20 protein-coding genes are annotated in these 19,828 nt (G+C 40.3%); 8 read left to right on the plus strand and 12 right to left on the minus strand.

Features of this window, described 5'->3' with window-relative positions; translation table 11 throughout:
- Window positions 1-3: 3 nt before the first annotated feature.
- The 7 genes from mshL to KO530_RS21280 form a co-directional block, all read right to left on the minus strand.
- Window positions 4-1,662, minus strand: a complete 1,659-nt coding sequence (gene mshL, locus KO530_RS21250; RefSeq protein ID WP_216050478.1) for a pilus (MSHA type) biogenesis protein MshL — start codon at window positions 1,660-1,662, stop codon at window positions 4-6.
- Window positions 1,652-1,996, minus strand: a complete 345-nt coding sequence (locus KO530_RS21255) for a hypothetical protein (RefSeq protein ID WP_216050479.1) — start codon at window positions 1,994-1,996, stop codon at window positions 1,652-1,654. The genes mshL and KO530_RS21255 overlap by 11 nt, the downstream gene beginning before the upstream one ends.
- Window positions 1,986-2,666, minus strand: coding sequence for a type II secretion system protein GspM (locus KO530_RS21260; RefSeq protein ID WP_216050480.1), 681 nt, complete (start codon window positions 2,664-2,666; stop codon window positions 1,986-1,988). Before KO530_RS21260 ends, KO530_RS21255 begins: the two co-directional genes overlap by 11 nt.
- Entirely contained in the window at window positions 2,663-3,268 is a 606-nt protein-coding gene (locus KO530_RS21265) for a PilN domain-containing protein (RefSeq protein WP_216050481.1), read from the minus strand. Before KO530_RS21265 ends, KO530_RS21260 begins: the two co-directional genes overlap by 4 nt.
- On the minus strand, window positions 3,258-4,193 hold the full coding sequence (pilM, locus tag KO530_RS21270; RefSeq protein ID WP_216050482.1) for a type IV pilus biogenesis protein PilM: 936 nt from the start codon (window positions 4,191-4,193) through the stop codon (window positions 3,258-3,260). The genes KO530_RS21265 and pilM overlap by 11 nt, the downstream gene beginning before the upstream one ends.
- Window positions 4,194-4,471: 278 nt before the next feature.
- The gene (locus KO530_RS21275) at window positions 4,472-5,029 is read right to left on the minus strand and encodes a DUF4760 domain-containing protein (RefSeq protein WP_252729419.1); all 558 of its coding nucleotides are present in this window, start codon (window positions 5,027-5,029) and stop codon (window positions 4,472-4,474) included.
- Window positions 5,029-5,241: a hypothetical protein gene (locus tag KO530_RS21280; protein ID WP_216050483.1), complete on the minus strand. Its 213-nt coding sequence runs from the start codon at window positions 5,239-5,241 to the stop codon at window positions 5,029-5,031. Before KO530_RS21280 ends, KO530_RS21275 begins: the two co-directional genes overlap by 1 nt.
- An 85-nt stretch (window positions 5,242-5,326) precedes the next feature.
- Here KO530_RS21280 and KO530_RS21285 point away from each other — a divergent pair, with 85 nt between their 5' ends.
- Window positions 5,327-6,109 (plus strand): outer membrane beta-barrel protein, encoded by a 783-nt coding sequence (locus KO530_RS21285; RefSeq protein ID WP_216050484.1) that lies wholly within the window; start codon window positions 5,327-5,329, stop codon window positions 6,107-6,109.
- A gap of 5 nt (window positions 6,110-6,114) precedes the next feature.
- On the opposite strand, the gene KO530_RS21290 is transcribed toward KO530_RS21285, so the two are convergent.
- Window positions 6,115-6,909, minus strand: a complete 795-nt coding sequence (locus KO530_RS21290) for a caspase family protein (RefSeq protein ID WP_216050485.1) — start codon at window positions 6,907-6,909, stop codon at window positions 6,115-6,117.
- A 327-nt stretch (window positions 6,910-7,236) separates the two neighbouring features.
- Between KO530_RS21290 and KO530_RS21295 the strand changes: the two genes are divergently transcribed.
- The 4 genes from KO530_RS21295 (at window position 7,237) to rlmF (ending at window position 11,044) form a co-directional block, all read left to right on the plus strand.
- On the plus strand, window positions 7,237-8,274 hold the full coding sequence (locus KO530_RS21295) for a hypothetical protein (protein ID WP_216050486.1): 1,038 nt from the start codon (window positions 7,237-7,239) through the stop codon (window positions 8,272-8,274).
- Window positions 8,271-9,353 (plus strand): hypothetical protein, encoded by a 1,083-nt coding sequence (locus tag KO530_RS21300; protein ID WP_216050487.1) that lies wholly within the window; start codon window positions 8,271-8,273, stop codon window positions 9,351-9,353. The genes KO530_RS21295 and KO530_RS21300 overlap by 4 nt, the downstream gene beginning before the upstream one ends.
- Window positions 9,353-9,781 (plus strand): hypothetical protein, encoded by a 429-nt coding sequence (locus KO530_RS21305; protein ID WP_216050488.1) that lies wholly within the window; start codon window positions 9,353-9,355, stop codon window positions 9,779-9,781. Before KO530_RS21300 ends, KO530_RS21305 begins: the two co-directional genes overlap by 1 nt.
- 360 nt (window positions 9,782-10,141) lie before the next feature.
- A complete protein-coding gene (rlmF, locus tag KO530_RS21315) occupies window positions 10,142-11,044 on the plus strand; it encodes a 23S rRNA (adenine(1618)-N(6))-methyltransferase RlmF (protein ID WP_216050489.1) in 903 nt (300 codons plus the stop codon).
- A gap of 455 nt (window positions 11,045-11,499) precedes the next feature.
- On the opposite strand, the gene KO530_RS21320 is transcribed toward rlmF, so the two are convergent.
- A complete protein-coding gene (locus KO530_RS21320) occupies window positions 11,500-12,027 on the minus strand; it encodes an HPP family protein (protein WP_216050490.1) in 528 nt (175 codons plus the stop codon).
- Window positions 12,028-12,541: 514 nt separating this feature from the next.
- Between KO530_RS21320 and zapE the strand changes: the two genes are divergently transcribed.
- The 3 genes from zapE to KO530_RS21335 all read left to right on the plus strand — a co-directional run bounded on the left by zapE (window position 12,542) and on the right by KO530_RS21335 (window position 15,049).
- Window positions 12,542-13,732, plus strand: a complete 1,191-nt coding sequence (gene zapE, locus KO530_RS21325) for a cell division protein ZapE (RefSeq protein ID WP_216050491.1) — start codon at window positions 12,542-12,544, stop codon at window positions 13,730-13,732.
- A 446-nt stretch (window positions 13,733-14,178) separates the two neighbouring features.
- Window positions 14,179-14,793 (plus strand): hypothetical protein, encoded by a 615-nt coding sequence (locus KO530_RS21330; protein ID WP_216050492.1) that lies wholly within the window; start codon window positions 14,179-14,181, stop codon window positions 14,791-14,793.
- Window positions 14,794-14,821: 28 nt separating this feature from the next.
- Entirely contained in the window at window positions 14,822-15,049 is a 228-nt protein-coding gene (locus KO530_RS21335) for a hypothetical protein (RefSeq protein WP_216050493.1), read from the plus strand.
- Between the two features lie 164 nt (window positions 15,050-15,213).
- Here the strand turns inward: KO530_RS21335 and KO530_RS21340 are convergent, their stop codons facing one another.
- The 3 genes from KO530_RS21340 to ssb form a co-directional block, all read right to left on the minus strand.
- The gene (locus KO530_RS21340) at window positions 15,214-16,353 is read right to left on the minus strand and encodes a serine hydrolase domain-containing protein (RefSeq protein WP_216050494.1); all 1,140 of its coding nucleotides are present in this window, start codon (window positions 16,351-16,353) and stop codon (window positions 15,214-15,216) included.
- 257 nt (window positions 16,354-16,610) lie between these two features.
- The gene (locus KO530_RS21345) at window positions 16,611-18,848 is read right to left on the minus strand and encodes an alginate lyase family protein (protein ID WP_216050495.1); all 2,238 of its coding nucleotides are present in this window, start codon (window positions 18,846-18,848) and stop codon (window positions 16,611-16,613) included.
- Window positions 18,849-19,125: 277 nt separating this feature from the next.
- Window positions 19,126-19,707 (minus strand): single-stranded DNA-binding protein, encoded by a 582-nt coding sequence (gene ssb / locus KO530_RS21350; RefSeq protein WP_216050496.1) that lies wholly within the window; start codon window positions 19,705-19,707, stop codon window positions 19,126-19,128.
- Window positions 19,708-19,828: the final 121 nt, after the last annotated feature.

The following is a 19,828-nucleotide window of genomic DNA, read 5'->3' on the forward strand; positions in this document are numbered from 1 at the left end:
GTGTTATTCCACGTATAACCAATCAGCCATCTGGTCGCGACTTTGCTTTAATTGTTGCTTCCAAGTATTTGCATCGACTACAGTTGGCTTGAGTAAAATGACTAGCTCTTTTTTAGTTTCAATATCATTTTTACTTTTAAATAGATTTCCCAATAACGGAATATCACCCAGCAACGGCGTTTTTGAATCTGATTCGGAGACTATTGATTGCATCAATCCACCTATCACTACAATCTCACCAGAATTTGCATGAATCACCGTATCCGATTCGCGAATGTTGCTCTGAGCTAAAGGCAATACGTATCGCTCTTCGTTCAAGGTGATGACTTTCTCTTGCTCATCGGTTTCGATTACCGATGGGTGAACATGCAATAATACGCCGCCCTTGTCATCAATTTGAGGAGTAACGTCCAATGCTATACCTGAGAAGAAAGGAGTAAGTTCAATATTTGGTGTGACCGTTGTGGTGCCTGAGGTAATGGTATTTTGATTAGACACTTCGGTTACAAAGTATTCATCGTCGCCCACTTTGATGACCGCTTTTTGGTTATTGGTTGCTGTCACTCTAGGGCTAGATAACACTTGTACATTACCTTGGGTTTCAAGCAATGTTAATACCCCAGAAAAGTCTTCATTTAAAAACGATAAACTGGTGACATTACCGATAGCAGCACTGATTTGATTACCAAAATTTCCAGCTGTAGTAGAAAAGTTTACTTGTGTACTGCTGCTATTACTGTTGGCGATTTGATTCCAATTAATGCCTTGTTGATATTCATCACTTAATGAAACTTCGATGATTCTAGCTTCTAGCACTACTTGTCGTTTTACGATCTCTTCAGATACTTTTAAGTATTCTTTCACGCTTCGGATTTCGCCAGGCATCGCGCGAACAGTAACTAATCCAGCTTGCGGAGTCACCATTACCATACGCCCTTCTTCAACCCCAACCATTGACTGTAAAGTCTCTTTCAACTCAGACCAAAAATCGGTTTCAGTTCGTGTACTGATATTAGTGCCATTCGTATTATTACTACTTGAGCCACCACCAATATTATTGCCCGTGGAAGAGTTACCACTGAAATTATTGACGCTACTGGTGTTAGAGTTTTGGTTATTTTCACTTTGCGTTACCCCACCAGAGGCAATACTGGTTTGCGTTGCACCATCACGCTGCATCAACAGGTAATTAACAGGAAAGGTTTCAGTTCGCATGCCAGAAGGAAATACGCGAAAGATTTGATCGAATTTCTGTACATCATAACCGTATAAATCGGACACCAATTCAAACACTTGCTCGAGTGAAACTTGCTTCAAACTTAACGAAATGGCACCTTTCACCTCAGGGTGGACAGCAACGCTGTAAGGCGTACCTTCAACCAAACCGGCGAAAAAGCTGACAGCATCGACGGCCTTAGCACTAATATCGTATTTCTCTTCATCAAAAAGTGGATCTTCACTTAAGGATTGGCCCGGCAACAACGCTTGGCTTACCGCATCGGGTAAATTGTCTAGCGGCATGCTTTGTTTATCCCGCATCGCTTCAACTTGTTGCTCCATAGCTTGGTCCATGGATTTTTGAGCGGGCCCAGTTTCTGAGGTCGATTGGCAGCCAAATAGTGTCAGCGCTAATCCTAGAAGTACAATTTGCTTAGAAGTCATTGGATGCATCTTTTTTAATTGAGTATTGATTTAATAACAAATCTGTTTCACGGCCGTCTACGATTAGAACGACTCCGTTTTTATTGATTTTTTTCACTTGGTTTCCTCTCCAACTCTGTCCTTCTAGCACAGACTCGCCATTTATGACGGCGACCTTACTGTTGCTCTTGATAAACACAGCGGTTAATACAATAGGCGCTGGACCATTTTCGTCCTCATTGCTTTTAGTGGTTAGCAAGCCCGCCCCTTTGGGTTTAGTTGGATCAATAAGCTGTTGTGCGCCAAGTACAAAAGACAATAGTAATCCAAGGCATAAAGTGAATTTACGAATCATTACGAACTCCAATAAATGCACGACTTGTACTTAGCGTATAAATTTCAATTTGCACTAAAGCATCCGGATATTCTTCAACTTTGTACTCAAACTTTTTCCAATAAAACTGATAAGGCAAGGCTTCTACTCTTTGTAGGTATTTTTGAATCTCAAAATAGCCACCTTCCAGAGTCATTTGCACACCATGTTGATACAAATTCACATCCGTTAACTCTTGTTCCTCTTCTAATTTCAGTAAAGGAGTCGGCGCGATAGAGTGCATTTCAACTAACTTGAGCTGTTCAAATTGTGCAAACACTTGTTCTAACAATATAGGCATATGCGACGCTGGCACCAAATTTTCAGTTTGCGCATTCAACGCCTCATCGGCTTTGGAGATTTTTTGTTTAACGCTTTTCAGACGCGCTTTAATGGATGCATCGGGATCTTCTTGTAAGGTTTGCTCTAATAATGCGATTTTGGCATCTAAACTTGCAGCTTCATTAGTTTGCCGCTGAATTTCCATTTTTTCGCGATCCCATTTTTCTAAAACGGGTTCGACCATCAATACGTATCCACCTAATAATATTACCGACAGTGTAGCTATAATTGTTAACGCCCGCTCTCGGGTCGTAAGGGCGGAAAATTTAGCAAGCAAATCAGTATATTGACTTCCTATAGACTGACTCATTGCCCTTTCCCCTTCATATCATCAAGGTTTGAACTGAGTATAAACTGTAATTGCTGTTTGTCATTTCGAAACATTCGAGTTCCGGCGAACTCAGTATCCGCAAAATAACTAGCTTGATTTAATTGCGATACCCATTGAGGAAGTGCTTTGGAATCAGTAGTGGCACCTTCAATATAAAGGCTACGTTCGTTCAATAAGATATTGGTTAACCACAAATTAGTATGGTGATTTTTCGCCAGATCTACCATTAGACTTGAGAAGCCGTTACTCCTTTGCGTTTGACGACTATCCAATTCATTTAAGATGGTGCGTTTCATGGCTAATTCTTGCTGATGTTTTTCCACATCGGCCACAATCGCAGCACTTTGAGTACGAGTATCTTTCGCTTCTATTAAAGATTTGGATAGTTCTTTTTTCTGGGCAATTTGTGCAAGCAATAAATCCGTTTGTTGTTCAGCGTTAGCATGTGAATTACTTGCCCATAACCAAGCCGTCACAATACAAATGATAGACAAAATGGCCAATCCTAAAAGAAAATTCAAATTCAGAAGTATAATTTTGAATTTCAAATCTTCTCTAAAAAAATTGATTCTAGTTTTCATTGGCAATTCCATTTTTCTGCACGAAGGCCGCGCCTAAACTTCCAATGAAGCTGCTACGGTATGTTAACCCTTCAACATGAGGCACCTCGACATGGATAGGTTCCACTGTCATAAAAGTTAACTGTTGCATCATTTGCGCTAATTTATCTAAGTGTGGAGATTCGATTGCCAATAGAATTTTCTTAACCGGTGCTTGCCGAAGTTGACTCTCAAAATAATCCATTGAACGTTGAATTTCTACGCTCAGATTATCGCCAACTCCCATTTGTAATTCTTCTTCGCTAAATGTAGGTAAGTTTTCATACCCACGCAAACGTCGAGAAAAGTAGACCTGACCATGTTTGATAATATTCAGACATATCTCCTGCCCCGATTCCTGAACCAAAGTAAGTATCGCATCATCACTAGACTCAACAATATCGGCCATAATCAGCTCTAGAATACTGATACTCTTCAATTCTAGACCAGCATGGAGTATGCCGTCGGTGAGCTCTTCAACTTTATCTTTGGCCAGTGCGACAACATTTACCTTATTTGCCCCAGCGCTTTGCACCGGTAATTCGAAATAGTCGACGACAATTTCGTCTTGGTTTGGCATGAGATCTTTCACACTCCAAACTAACGCTTGTGCCAATTCGTCGTCACTTACTTGCGGCTTTTCAACTTGTTGAATCTGATATTTGCTTGGACTTAGCACCACATGACAAGGAGTATTTGTTAACGATTCTTGTGAAACATAATTTTGAAGGTGTTTTTGCCAATCGTGGGCAGGCAATAGGTGCTGTTTTACCCAAGTGATATTTTGCTTATCATCATTCAATACAGAAACTTGAATAGAATCGTCGCCAAATTCAAGCCCTATTGAATAGAACTTCGATGGTGTTTTTAAGCGCTGCTTTAGATATTCTCGCCAACCTGCATGCATAGTTCACGTTTTTATATTTTATTTGTTATCAATCTATTACAGCAAACTTTAACCAAAAGCGCTACATATAATACGCTTTTTTAAATTCAACTTTTGGGTAATATTACACCCCCAACAACTTTGTAGCTGTATGATTTTCATCCATTTAGCTGTTTTAATATCCTTTGCGTTTATTTCGAACACAAACGTCTAGCCCATAGGTACCACTGTTAACTCAACGACATAGGATTATTGAGAGTTGTAGAAAAGCATAAAAATCGTGATTTTTAGGGATTAGTTCAAGATTCACAGATACTGTTGCCATTACCCGCATAGAAATTCAAAAGCCGATTATATTTTTCTGGATTATTCCATTTTTCCCGAATGTTACATATGTACGGGTAAAAAGTGCGGACAAATGCCCGACCATCTGTATCAAAGAACTGTTCTGCAGCGGCATCGTCACACAAGTCTAATTCTCTACACAGTATTATCTGCTCATAAAAAGTGAAAATTTGGTCCAATGAACCCGCTAATGCATCTGCTTCAACCTGTTTATTTATAAAATCGTTATATTGGCTGGCAACATTCTCTGGTTTGATGGTTGAATCTGTTAATAATTGATTGATGTTATCAACATGGGATGTCATTGAGTCGGTAATTTTTAACCGTGCTTGCATCAATAAGCCATCACTATGATAACGCTCTACAAACGCCATACTTCGGTCAACACGCACTGCATCTTTATGTTCTAAGTATTGAAAGACACCAAAGATACCGCCGATAACCACAGCTAGAGCAGCAATCCATGTTCCTGCGACTTCCGCAATTTGCAGTCTTAGTTCTTGTGGATCCATTAAGGCTTGCAGACCGGTAAACTTTCATTCACTAAACAGGGATCATAGCCTCTTCCCGTTTCGTCATCTGTATCACAACTTTCTTGCTGCTCGTTGCGACACTCGACTTCTTCTGAGCTATCATCGGTAGTCTTACAGCCGCCAATAAAACATAAACACAAGATGGAAAACAGAATCGATATCAAGGAAACTAAGGGTTTGTTTGAATTCATTTATGTTCTCTATTTTTTGCTATCTACTAACAATACTATTAGTCTTAGCTAATTGCACAAAAAAATAACAATAAGAGAGCATATAATGAACAATCGCTGTTTAGCAGGATTGCTACTAGTGCTAATAGCCTCGCCTGCGGCGTTTGCAAACTCTTCACTTAAAGACATTCGATTTGTAGCTGGCGCATCGCTAGGATATAGCACCTTTTCCTTTTCCGAAAAACTCGATCACGACATCAGCTTTCCTAGCGTCAATATTCCTGTCGCCGTGACTCTTGAAAACTGGCAATTGTCAGCCAACTTACAGACCACCTTGAAGGATGCTGATATATCCGAAGAAGAAGATACGGGTAAAGCATCTCGTGATGATCTAGACATCACATTAGGCTATCGACTATCAAAAAATTGGACGCTATTTGGTGGTTACAAATATGGCAACACCAAAATTCAATTTACTCCACGGGACATCGACGAAGAAGATCAACTTAACATTACCGATGAACGTTATCGACAAAAAGGACCATTTGTTGGGATAAGTTATCATTGGCAATTTGAGAAAGCTGGCAGTCTTAGTCTGTCTGTCGCTTTCGCAGACCTAAGGGCAAACAACGTTTTTTCTGAAAATACAGATGAAGAAGAGGAAGAAGAGGCAATAGAATTTGACGATCTAACAGGAAATGTTTCTGGTGACACCAAAGGATTTAGTTATAGCTTAAGTTGGACAATGCCAGTTTCCAGCAACTTACTGTTTCAAACACGTTTTAAGATAAATGACTATCAGCAAGATATCGATTATAACGGCGCTCAATTTAACGGCATCGATGAATCTTTTACTTCCTTGCACGTTGGCCTAGCTTACGTTTTTTAAGCCATTCAAAATACCACTATATTGGGGACTTCCTTGTTTTTGGGAGGGCTGAAATAGACCTCTCCAAGTAACGATGAATGTTCCCATGGAATTTGCCTATTGCGAGTTTCCTTTGCCACTGCCGAGCGGACTTTTTTAAATACTTCTTCAATCGAGATGCTTTCGGAAATGTATTTAAGTAGATGTTTAGTATAAACACCATTGTCGCTCCTGCCGTCTAACGCTATCCCTCCAGGCTCAGTGGCAAAGGCAATCAGTGTAGCCGACGGAGCTTTCACCGGAGCTAGACCTTGAGACACTAAAACGTTGCCACTGCCTTCAAAAGGATTATTACGACAAGCATCTAAAATCACAATGTTTTGTAACTCATTAGTACTTTTCATCAGTTCAAATAGATGGGAGAGATTATACAACTGATCAACAAATTCCTGTTCACTTTCAAACTGGATATTAAGAGGGATGAGGTAATTGGCATGATTAATTTGTATTGCATGCCCCGCATAATAAACAACGGCTAGCTTTTGACTGCCAGCAGCCTTAGCGACTTCTTCGTAGAACCCATTAATCCCTTGGCGTAGAGTCAACGAATTTGCGTCAGTTAAGGTGGTCACTCGAAAACCGAGTTCGAAAAAAGCGTCAGAAATAGCTTCCGCATCATTGAGGGTATTTTTTAAAGGCGCTACTTGGTAATTTTGATTGCCAATTACTAACGCAAAACGGTCGAGATTAACCCCATAGGCACGACCTAAAATCGAGTACAGAGTGATAACCGATAACAGAAGAAATACAATCCAGCGCATTTGACACCAACATTATAGAATCAGATATAAAGCATACTGGTTTATAGGTTAATACTCAAAGGTACGCTATTTACGATTCAGTAGGCTTACTCAAAGCAACACTTTATATTCTTCCCCCCCCCAAAAAAAAGAACAGTGATTAAAGAATATTGGTTAATGAGTGTGTGAAATTAGCGACATTGCGTTTTTTGGTCTATAACCAAAAGATGCAAGTTCAATAAGCAGCAGAAAGAGCTTCTAAACATTGTCATGTAGTTTCAAAGGAATTGACAACTAACATTGATTTACTGGCTATTGCTACCAGTAAAACTTGGGAGATACATGAGGATGGATAACCGTACCCCACGAACAATCGGGCAATCCTTTATACTTAAATTAATCGGATTGCTGATCTTTATAATTATAGTGTACTTAGCATCTCACATTACATTGATGCACACTAAGTCTAATCTAAATAGTGCAATATCTTGGCAGTATTTTGCGCAAATTTCTAAAATCGGCGAGGTCGATTTCAAAAACCTAAGTGACTTAGACTGGTACATTGACGCCCAGGAAAGTACGCATACCATAGGCAAAATTAGAGACCGTTCTACTACAATTTATGAACTATTCACCAAGACCAAAGCGCAAATTTTTCAATTAAAATCACACCTTAATGATCACCAACAAATCGTTCCTGTTGAGACGCTAGTCAATCAGGGAGCTTATGATGAGGCGTACATTCTAGTAGCTAACATTGGTACTAAACTAGCTGCTAGTAACTTATTACCCAACACCATTAAACAAAATTTGTTTGCTTTATCTAGGTTGAAACGTCAACAAATGATTGACCTACATACCCTATCCCCTCCTAGCAAACTTTTCATGTGGACATCTCCCAATTTATCTATGTTGGAGGTTCTCTTTTGGGCAGTCTTTGGAGTAATAACTAACTTATTGGTGAACTCCGCGGAATATCTTCGCAAACAGAACTTTAATCCGTTAGAGCGTTGGGTCGCTTATACCAAACTTATTTATGGACCTATTCTAGCCTTAGTCATGGTGATGGCAATTATGTTTGGTTGGTTTGACATTGGTCCGTATGAAGCCCGAGTTTGGACACTTCCATTAATAGGATTCATTTTTGGTTACGCTTCCAGACGCACAGCTTCGTTATTCGACAAATTAATTGAAAAAGTACTAGGAGCAGCAACAAGTAGTATAAATGAAGGACCACAAAAAATTTATGAGGAACGAACGAAATTACTTAGAGCCTTAAAAAGTGCAGCTGAACCCAAATCTATCGACGAAATTAAACGTCAAGCTAAAGAGCTTGCCCACGGGTTAGTAGAATCTGAACTTGCGAAGAAGGATACTTCCAAATGAAAATACCAGTGAATTTTATTATTATAATCAGCCTAGTAATCTCAGTGAGCGGCTGTGCAACTCAGGCGGTGTTAAATCTCACCGACAGATCCGTTGAAAATCAAAAAATCTTAGCTCAACAACATGCCAATATTGCCAATGCTTTTAACCAGCAACTATCGACTGAAGTGGAGATGGTTAAATTAGTCGGGTCTGAACTGAGCAAGCAGTGTGACGCTATAAACCAGAGAACTCACACATACGCTCAAGCTTTAATTAGTAATTCCAAACTTAAAATTAAGCAACGCTTTTATGAACAAGTAATTGAGTTTCAAAATAAAACATACCCACAACAGTTCAATACTGCATATGCTCCTTTAGAGGCTTCCTTTAAGGTTTATGAAGCTCAATTAAAAGAGCTTGAAAATGCACAAACCATAACGCCACTTGATGTGGATGTTAGTCGAAAAATAATAGTTAAAAAGACCCAAATATTAGCCGTTTCAGGTCGCCACTCTAGGGATGATTTGGATTTACGAGAGACCTATTTTGAGAAGATATTAAAATATAAAACGACTCTGTTCGATAATATTGATGCCCAATACACAATGATCAACCCACCAGCGGGGACAGATTGTAAGAGCTTCAATAATCAGGCTCAAGACATTGCCAAGCAACTGTTAAGCCTGCAAGCAAGTTTAGCTGCTCACTATGGTCAACTGGATACACTAAACGATCAACAGTTACAAACCTTGTTAACTTTAAAAAATAATGTTGATAGGTCTCCAATTTACGAACTAATTTTGGAAGGTGCTAGCGATAACCTCAAAACCAAATTAACAGCCATAAGCAGTAAGCTTAGTGGTCTATTGACGCCATTAAGCTCTACCTTTGACCAGTTTTTAGGGAAGCTGTCGAATAACGCATTTCAGAGTTTAGGTAACCTAACGGGCACGTTAAATAACCTAGAAACGAATTTAACTAAAAGTATTAATAATAAGTTCAGTGATTTAATAGACGAAATTCCAAATCATGTAAATAACTTAATCAATCAACACGCTGCATCACCTATGCCTGCTAAGTCGCAAGGAGAAGAATAATGAGAACCAGAAGATTAGTACCTAGTTTCGACGCTCTTCCGCCAGAGGCGAAAAAAATAGCGGATAATGCCAGACAAGAAATGGATGATTGGATCGATGAAAAAGTCGAGGCCTTAGCCGACGACATGACTACTGAGTTGAGTAAAGGTGTAGCCCTGCTGCAAGCACAAGTTTCCGAGATAGAAAGTGAGCTGGCCGAAAGCCGCAAAAGCATGGAGGCCATATTAGGACAAATAACCAAGCTTCAACAAGATATCACTCTGGGGGATGGGGCTGAAATCAACAAAGCCATAGAACTGACCCAACAAAGTGTTGAAAAAGTGAAAACTGAATTGGCCAATCGTGAGGCTAAATGGAAAGCCTTGGGCAATGGCATTGTTGATCAAGTGTCAGGTGCTATCGGTAAGGTCATTCCTATAAGCATTTGAGATAATAGGTTTATAGAAATTTACGGAACATAATGTATCCAGCAGATTATGAGTAAATTCAACACCTATAAAAAAGTCTCGCTTCAGCGAGGCTAGTGACTGGATATTGTGCAAACTATTTAGTCATGGGACAACGTAAAGAAACGACCCTCAAAAGGCCAAGTCCCATCACAGCCATAGTACTCGGCTCTGTTTCATCAACATGGCCTGGTTGTGCTGGGTTAATTTAGCTGTATTTTACCGACGCTGATTTCATCCACGAAAACAACAATCAAAGTGTAATAAGGGATATCATGATAAAATAAGTTTCAAAGCTGACAATAGCTAGTTGCCACTTAAGTAATGAGTTAACTAAATACAATGCACACAAGAAACCTCCATAAAAACGGCTATGATTTTGCTCAGCTAGTTAAATTCGCTCCACAGCTCACAAACTTTATTATAAAAAAAGAAGGGAGACGAGCGACCATCAATTTCGCCGAACCCAGCGCAGTAAAAACCCTCAATCAAGCGCTGTTAAAACAATATTACAAGTTAAGCTACTGGGATATTCCTGAGGGTTTCTTGTGCCCTCCTGTCCCAGGAAGAGCGGATTACATTCATCATATTGCTGACTTAATCACTGCAACCACAAACAAGCAAAATGACGTTTTAGGACTAGATATTGGCGTGGGGGCTAATGTTATTTATCCCATAATTGGTAGCCAAACCTATGGCTGGCACTTTGTTGGCAGTGATATCAGCGACGCCTCACTGCAATCAGCAAGACATATTGTCGCCAACAACGACAATCTAAAAAAGCAGATCACTATTCGCAAACAACAGAATAGCCAGCATATATTTAAAGGATTAATTCAGCCAGACGATAAATTTACCTTTACTATGTGTAATCCCCCTTTTCACGCCAATGCAAAAGACGCATTAGCTGGAAACCAGCGTAAGAACCGTAACCTCGCTAGACATAAACAAAAAAGACAAGGCAGGGAGCAACGCTATTGCGAAGCGAACAAAACCCATCTTAACTTTGCCGGACAGCACAACGAATTATGGTGTAAAGGCGGCGAACCAGCGTTTATCAGTAAGATGATTATTGAAAGTCAGCAATTTGCCAAACAAGTGCAATGGTTTACCTGTTTAGTTTCCAAAAAAGAGCATCTAAATGCGATCTACCGGCAATTAAAGCAAGTCCAGGTCAAAGAGGTTAAAACCATTGAAATGCATCAAGGTAGTAAAGTGAGCCGCTTTATTGGCTGGCAATTTTAAGCCAATTCCTGCAAAGTTTTAAGCCACTTTCTACAACGAATCGCAAAAGTCTTCATAGTAGATAAAGGAAAAGCGCAACTAAGTGCGCCTTCCATTTAGCTATACTGAATGTAAAAAAGATAAATAGTCTTAAAAAACACCACTGGACGAACAAACCTGCTGAGCAGCTTTAAGCTGAGAGTTATAGTGGCAAGCGCCTAATCCCATACTACTCGCTTCGAAGTAGCCATTTTCGCAATCTCTTATTGCGTATTCATCACCATTGTTACAGCGTAGTTTTATCCACACACCATCACGGCTTAAATAGGTCGATAAATTCTTCTTGGCCGTTGACTGACTGCTATTACTACTGCTGCTACTGGGAAATTGCCCCTAGCACTATTTAACCAACAAGAATTTGTCTCAAAAAGCGCAAAGAAATAGGCTTTTTACAGATGCGGTTAAATTAACAATGATTAAAAAGTTTCCGCTAGTTTTACTGCCGAACCTTTCATTAATTGTTTGGCTCGCTGAATATCTTTTTTATCTTTGGTCTGCACAACGACCGACCATTGATTGTTCTTTCTTCCTTGCCTCACTTCATTGACCACTGAATCATGATCTGGTCTTAAAGAAGCGGCTCCTGCTACTAGCAGCCCCATAAAAGTGCCTAAAGTACCTGTTGCTATCATCAACATTATCGGACTAGAAACGGCAAATTGAATACCGGAAATAATCAAAGAAGAGGCCACTAATAAGCCGATAACTAAGCCGATTAATCCCAACATAATATGCGACGCCAACAATGTGCGACCAATTTGTTTAGTTTCAGGTTCGATTTTTTTAGCAAACTGTTTATCTTTCGGTGAAACCACTGCTACTTCGTCGCTGGATACGCCACCTTTAGTGATTAAGATTTCAGCTGTTTTCTTGGCTGTAGATTCATCTTCAAACACCCCTACTACTTTTCCCGGGTGATGTTCTTCATTCATTTTAAGGTTCATATCATTCTCCAACTACTTTTAATCCAGGTTTGATTAATCTTCGATTTAATAAAACTCAGATTTATTTATTCACTTAGCAATGTATGAGCAAGGTGAATGCCAGTTACAAGTAATCATAGTGAAGTGAGAAATGAGATTCCGACTCTATTCAAATAATTCCATTTTTTGACGGCAAAAGAGACACGTCAGATTATTAAGAAACAACAACAGGAATACTCTAAGCGATTGTATTAAATATATTTTATTTAAACTTACAATCATCTTGAAATATAAATTAAGCGCTGGGAGTTTTTCAACTATGCGGACAGCAAATTTAACAGTAAATACTCACTAACCGCTATTTGGATAGTTAAAATAAGTAAACCAAGTGAAACATTTTCAAAGTGTGTAACTTTTACCCAGTGATAAGATCTCTCCCATCGTTCTGTGTGTTGGTCGAAATTCATTTGCCTAAACGGCTAAAAAATAGTTAAAGTTGGTTGGTTTTCTCAGTGCAAAATAGGAATAGTTAAAAATGCCTGATGGCGTCAGTCAGACTTCAACTCTGCACACTCCCCTTGCTGTTTATCGTTCGCAAATTGGCAGTAAACTTGTGGACGACCCATCGCAGTTACAAGCAATAACGGCATTGAATGCGCTATTCTTAGAACTCACCAATCCACGTAAAGCGACTAGCGACATTCAAAAAGGACTCTACTTGTGGGGTGATGTGGGCCGCGGTAAAACATTTTTGATGGATTTGTTTTATGATTGCCTTCCGGCTAAGGGCAAATTAAGACTGCATTTTCATCGTTTTATGGCACGTATCCATCAAGCCCTTAAAGAACATGCAGGCCAACAAGATCCGCTTGTGCAGATTGCCAAAGATCTGGCAAAACATAATCGTATCTTATGTTTTGATGAGTTTTTTGTATCTGACATTGGCGATGCCATGATCTTGGCTGGTTTATTCACCTGTTTGTTTGAACAAGGCGTTGTGCTAGTGGCAACCTCAAATATCCCCACCGAGCGTTTATACGAAAACGGCCTAGCCCGTCACAAATTTCTGCCTTGCATTGCTTTATTGCAACAACATACCCAAACCTTGCATCTTGCCGGTAAGCAAGATCATCGGTTACATGCACAAAATGTGGAAATTAACAGCACAGTTGACCAGTTCCTTTCAAATTACATTGGAGTTGGCTCAAGCATAGATTTGCCGACTATTTTTTCGGAGTTAACGCAGGCAATTCCGTTAACACAAATAAACCATTCCAGTATCGATATTTGTCATCGTCAGATCCCTGTTATTCAGGCTACCCAAAGGCATATTCAAAACTCAGTGGTTTGGTTCGATTTTGCCGCATTGTGCGAAGGCCCGCGCTCTCAACTCGATTACATTGAGATAGCATCGAGCTATAACACCCTGATGCTAAGCGGCGTGCCTCAACTAGGTGGCAAAGTTAGAGGCTGGATTAAAGCACGAGGCACAGAAGATGGTGTAGGTGAGAACCAGGCGACCACTACTGGTGAACGGGTTGTATCTTACGCGGTAAATGACGACATGGCGCGACGTTTTATCAGCCTGATAGACGAACTTTATGACCAAGGAGTCCGATTATACTTAAGTACGGAAGTACCACTTAACGAACTCTATTTAGAGGGGGCCCTCACATTTGAATTCCGCCGTACCTATAGTCGTCTAATTGAAATGAGCCGAGATTAACCTGATTTTTTTCATCATAAACGAGACACCCATGTTTATTCTCCCCTAAACAGGACACCCATGTTTAGTTAAACCTTAAACAAGACACCCATGTTTAGTTAACCCTAAACAAGACACCCATGTTTAGTTAACCCTAAACAAGACACCCATGTTTAGTTAACCCTAAACAAGACACCCATGTTTAGTTAAACCCTAAACAAGACACCCATGTTTAGTTAACCCTAAACAAGACACCCATGTTTAGTTAACCCTAAACAAGACACCTATGTTTAGTTAACCCTAAACAAGACACCCATGTTTAGTAGCGAATAATTTTGTATTGCAAACTAAACACAACAGGTTGAATAAATTAGACTAATCTTGCTCAGACAGTGTGTACAAAGAGAGTATTGTGGTAGCTTTAAAGACAAAGTAAACGGACGTTAAATGAAGGAAACAAAACAATAATGCGAATATTACAACCTCTAACAATAGCCAGCCTTATACTTGCCAGTTCATTCATGGCCAATGCACAACAAATTATTAAACCAGCACCTTTGGTATCTATTCCAACTCAAGATACTTTTTTCGCTAGTCTGAAAGCTTTATGTGGAAAGGCGTTTGCTGGTAAAGTCACTATCGATAATCAAGGCCCAAGCAATATGTCTGAGCAGCCATTAATCATGCACGTAAGGCGCTGTACTGAACAACAATTGCAAATCCCCTTTCACGTAGGCGATGATGCGTCACGCACTTGGATAATCACTAAAACCGGCTCAGGTCTCTCTTTGAAACATGACCATCGCCATGCTGATGGCTCTTATTCAGAATCAACCATGTACGGCGGCCATACTCAAGATGCCGGCTGGCCACAGGCTCAATCCTTCCCTGTTGATCAGTATTCTAAAGAATTGTTCGCAAAAGCGGGCAATCCCCAGTCGAGCACCAATATCTGGCAAATGTATATCTACCCTGAGGTATTTACTTACCGTTTGATCCGCGAGGGAAGAGAGTTCAGGGTGGATTTCGATTTAACTCAAGAAATTGATACGCCGCCCGCGCCATGGGGTTATCAAGACTAAATATTCTCCAACAAATAGATATGGCAAGATGCATAGGCAGAAGGGGGGATTTCTCAATTCCGGAGCGATTACTGGGTTTAACTTGCCTTGTCGACCAAACTCCTTTGCCGATATTGTGAAGGGGATGTGCCCGATTGACTGTCCAAATATATGGATTGACTATACTGTGCAAGGAGGCGCGGTGTTTAAGGACACTCATTACCAGAATATTTGGCGTAATAAAGAACTCGACCATGGCGGAATCGTTGATTTGTAATCAACGATTAACTTGAGGAAAAATCATAGTTCGACACTAAAGCGCGCAGACTAGATTGCTGTTTAGCATTTCAAACTATGGTCACCCAATGCATGAACCTCGTAGACGTCGATAGAGAGTAAACTGGAAAGATGCCGGTTGGCATCTTTTCCAAGCTTAATTTACTAAAACGCCTTTTTCGCTAGTTTCAACACTTTTTTCAGACTAGCAGCCAACTCTTGATTAGAAATATCATTGCACATCCAAGCAATGGCAAGGTCTTTGTCTGGAATTCGGCTAAAAAAGGTATAAGTGCCCAGCCAACCGCCAGAGTGGAAGAATACGAGCTGATCATTTTCTTCACTAACAAATTGCCCGTTCGCATACAAAATACCCTCACGGGCCTCAAACTTGCTATTGGGAGTGTTCATATCCGCGAGCAATTGCTTGGGATCTTTACCCAGTTTCGGGGAATAAAAGTAACTATCCCATATCAACAAATCATCTAAATTGGTGTGTAAACCGCCGTCGCCTACCCAGAATAAGTTTGTCATATCGGTTACATAGGTGCCATCTTCACGTTGTTTGTAACCATAGGCACGGTTTTTCACTATCTCTACAGGGTCATCACTAAAGAAGGTGTTTTTCATACCTAGGGGCTTAAAGATATGCTCATGGGAATAATCTCGAAGGGACTGTCCAGAAACGTTTTCCACTAACATCGACAGTAAAAAATAAGCCAGGTTGCTATAACTAAATTCAGTTTCTGGCTCTAAAGCAAGGGGCACAATGCTGACAACCTCGAAGAATTCCGCAATAGTCAGATAATCCTCGTTCCCAAGACGAAACAAGCCACCAGCAGCAGACTTCAATTCTATGGACTTTGGATTTTTTTCTTCTTGGTCAAAAGAGCTGATAAGATCATAGTCTCCCATCCCAGAAACGTGTCCAAGCATTCCGTTAATGGTTATTGTGTGTCCGTAATCGGGCAAAGATGGAAGATGTTTACGAATATCGTCGTCTAAGGCTATCTTGCCTTCTTCAGCAAGTAGTAGCACAGCCAAGGCAGTAAATTGTTTAGAAACAGAAGCCATTCGATGCACTTGTGTCCCGTCTAAGGGCGTGTCGAGTTCAAGATTACTCAATCCATAACCTTTCTTATGGATAAAGCTTCCTTTGTGGATAACTCCCAGATTACACCCTGGCGCACCATCTTCGATCGCCCCCTGCATAATGGAATCAATGGCATCATTAAACTCGTTAGCAACAGATGAGCTAGAAAAGCACAGGGAAACGACAATAGTTAAAGGTAAAATAAAGTTCATAGTGCCTTCCTTGGGATGTTTTGCGATTAAATGGATACTTCACTGAACCAAAGATAAGTCATTTTTTAAACAAATACCAAAAAAGCGCCTAAAAAACACGGTAGATTTACAGTAGAGGAGTATTGATAGAGGTAGAGACGAGGAGAAGGCGATTTCAATTAAAAAAGCCGTATTCATCTCTGTGCATATTTTGCAATATCACTGGATTGCAACAGAGAATCCTACGGCTGGTGTTTAATATGGTTGATGCTTATTTTTTATTGGTAGAAATAAGGCCCCGTCCATTTATATTTTTTGCCATTGACTTTCACGCTATGCTTGGCAGTTTTAGAAGCATTATCGTTGGAGATAATGAATAACTGCTCATTGCCCTTCAAGTCAGTAATAGTTACGCCTGTATAGTCGTCGTTATCAACAACCACTTTCAGGTCAGCGATACTACTTTTTGAATTTTGTGATAACTCTGTCACAGGCCCGTATGAACCATGGGGTTCGATGACCGAAACAAACAGGGTATCTTGGGCATTTCTGCGCAATAACAAAGAGGCATCACGGCGCAAGTTAAATTCAGGATCATTAGCGCCAATGCGGGTGAAAAGCAACTCATCATCGTTATCCGTCACGGCCGTTAAGGTGTAATACTTGCCATTACCTAACCATGAGAATTTTGAATTTCCGTTCACTCCATTGCCTTTACCTTCAACAAAAAGATGTTGATAACCATTATCTTCACCTAACGGACGCAGGACTTTAGGAGAGTCATAAGCAAAGTTCATATCCAAAACCTGTCCCATAAAGTAATACGGAAGATCATATTGATTTTTGCTATCTGATTTAACACGCATGATATCGAGTAAAAAGGCTTTCTCGAAGCTTTCATCTTTAATCATTGCCATAGTGCGATGCATAGATGTGCCAGGGTAAGCATTACTTTCTGTGGCACTCACCACCTGAACATTGTCTTTTTCAGCATCAAAGGTAAACAACTCAGAATGATGTTGACTGGCAATATCATAGCTACCATTAAAGTGCTTTTTCTCATTTACAGATAAGGTATTGTGAGCAATGGTTGTTTTTGCCCAAGTCGTGTTCTCTTTAAGATAGTTACCGCCGCCTTTTTGTTCAATATTAACAAAGCGGGCTAATCCGTAATCCTGTAAAACTTCATCACCTTTTTCATACAAAGAATAAGAAAGCTTATCGTAGTGACCATGGCTCAGGCCCTGAGCCGCATATTTAAAGACTACAGTGAGATCTTCATTGCCATAACGCAATATGCCGATTCCCCCTTGTTTACCATCAATACCATCACTTAGATTAATTGATTTTTTGGTGAATGGTTTAGCTTCGCCGTCGCGTACACCTATCGCCGCCGCTAAGCCAGACTCATCAATAAGTACCTGCCCTTGTTTTTCAACGATACTGAGTAGCTCAGGGTTTTTATCTCCATAAAAATACGCCAAGTTCACCGCAGACACTAAAGAACTGGTGTAATATGACATGCCTTTTTGGCCGTCGTTAATAGGGAAAAATTCACCATCGGCATCAGATAAGTTAAGTAATGCGTTAACCCCTTTGAATAATACGTTATCTTTATGTTGTAGCACCTTAAGTTCTGGACGGTTATTTTCCATAGCCAGTGCCAGTATCAAGAATGGGTACATGGCATAACGTTGGTAGTAAGGACCTTCAGTATAATAACCATCAGGTGAGAAAGGTTCTTCTAAGTTGGCAAAGAAGCCTTTGCGTTGCCCTTCAACTTTGATTGTTCCGCCGTCGTTGTCTTTACCACCCACTTCTAAGCCGTCATCTTCAATGCCATAAAGTGCACGCTGAATGAGTTCTTCGTCATCCATTACCAAACCAATCATACCTACCGCGGTGACCCCCCAGGTACTGTGATTGTGTACTCGATTGAAAAACTGCGGATTTTCTAATGATAAAAAGTCAGCAAAAGGACGAAATAAGTTAGTTTCTAATTTGTTACGCTCACTCTCGCTCAAATAATCGTAAATCGCATCATAGGCTTGGCTCATATAAACCAACCAGTTACTGTCGTTTAGACACTGCCAAAATAGCTTTCCTCGGGCGTAGGAACGCTCTTGTGGGTGAAGCGGTAAATCTTTATACATTGCTTCATACTGAAACAACATGTCACGAATATACTTAGCGTACTTCTCGTCTTCTAGAACCTGATATAGCACACCAGCTTTTTGCGCGGTAAAGAAATTAAGTTTGTGACGTTGGTGGGTATAACCGCCAGAAAAATCCTTAGGAATGGGTGTATCAATGCCCAATGCAATTTCAACATCAACTTGTTGCTTGATTGTTGCTAGAGATTTGTCAAATAAAGGAACCTGGCCTAAATTTGCTCTAATTCTCTCCACACCAGGCTCGGTCAGAATAAGATTGGGGTGTTCCTTTGCACTAACGGTGAAAGACGAAATACTAATCCCTATGGATAGCAAAGTAATAGAGAACTTTTTTAGGTTCATTAAACTTGGGTTCCTTTTAAACAAGAGCCGTTTGGCAAACATTCACGATTAATTAGAAACTCGTAACATTAACATATAGATGACAACTTAGGGACAGTACAATAACAGAATCACTGAAGTATAAAAGCAGACCACTGGATTGTTACGTTTCCCTTGATGAAAACTCCCTTCAGGGTAAATTGAATTGCTAATTAAAATACAAAACTTGCCATAAAAAAAGCCGCTATTTGCGGCTTTCGAAGATGTTTTCAATATTTACACTTTGATCAAATTCCAGTTAAAACGGAATATCATCATCAAAGTCAAAATCAGGCTCAGCCATAGGAGGTTTTTGCGCTGGGTTTTGGCCTGGGTTTTGGCCTGGATTTTGTTGCGGCGCATTACCGTATTGCTGACCACCGCCTTGTTGTGGTGGTTTAGTGTAATTCTGCTGTGGTGCTTGCGCTGGCTTTTGCGGCGATTGGTTATATTGACCGCCACCTTGGTTAGCATAGCCACCTTGCTGATTGTCAGACTGACCGCCACGGCCACCGAGCATTTGCATTTGGTCAACGATAATTTCAGTGGTGTATTTGTCTTGACCACTTTGATCTTGCCATTTACGTGTCTGCAATTTGCCTTCAACATAGACTTGTGAGCCCTTGCGCAGGTATTCACCAGCGATTTCTGCCAGGCGACGGTACATAGTCAGTCTGTGCCACTCTGTACGTTCCTGCATCTGACCGCTCTGATCTTTCCAGCTTTCACTGGTAGCCAAGCTTAAGTTCGCTACTGCATTGCCGTTAGGCATATATCTTACTTCTGGATCTTGTCCAATATTGCCCACTAAAATGACTTTGTTGACACCTTTAGTTGCCATGTGTACTCCTATTATTCGTCGCTAAATGAGTTGTCTTTACCATCTTCGTATATCTCAGGTCAGACTTATTTAGCATCCAAGCTGATATTTCTAAATTGGTTATTAAATTCAGAAACTTACC

The sequence above is a fragment of the Aliiglaciecola lipolytica genome (genome assembly GCF_018860635.1).
GTDB classification, from domain to species: domain Bacteria; phylum Pseudomonadota; class Gammaproteobacteria; order Enterobacterales; family Alteromonadaceae; genus Aliiglaciecola; species Aliiglaciecola lipolytica_A.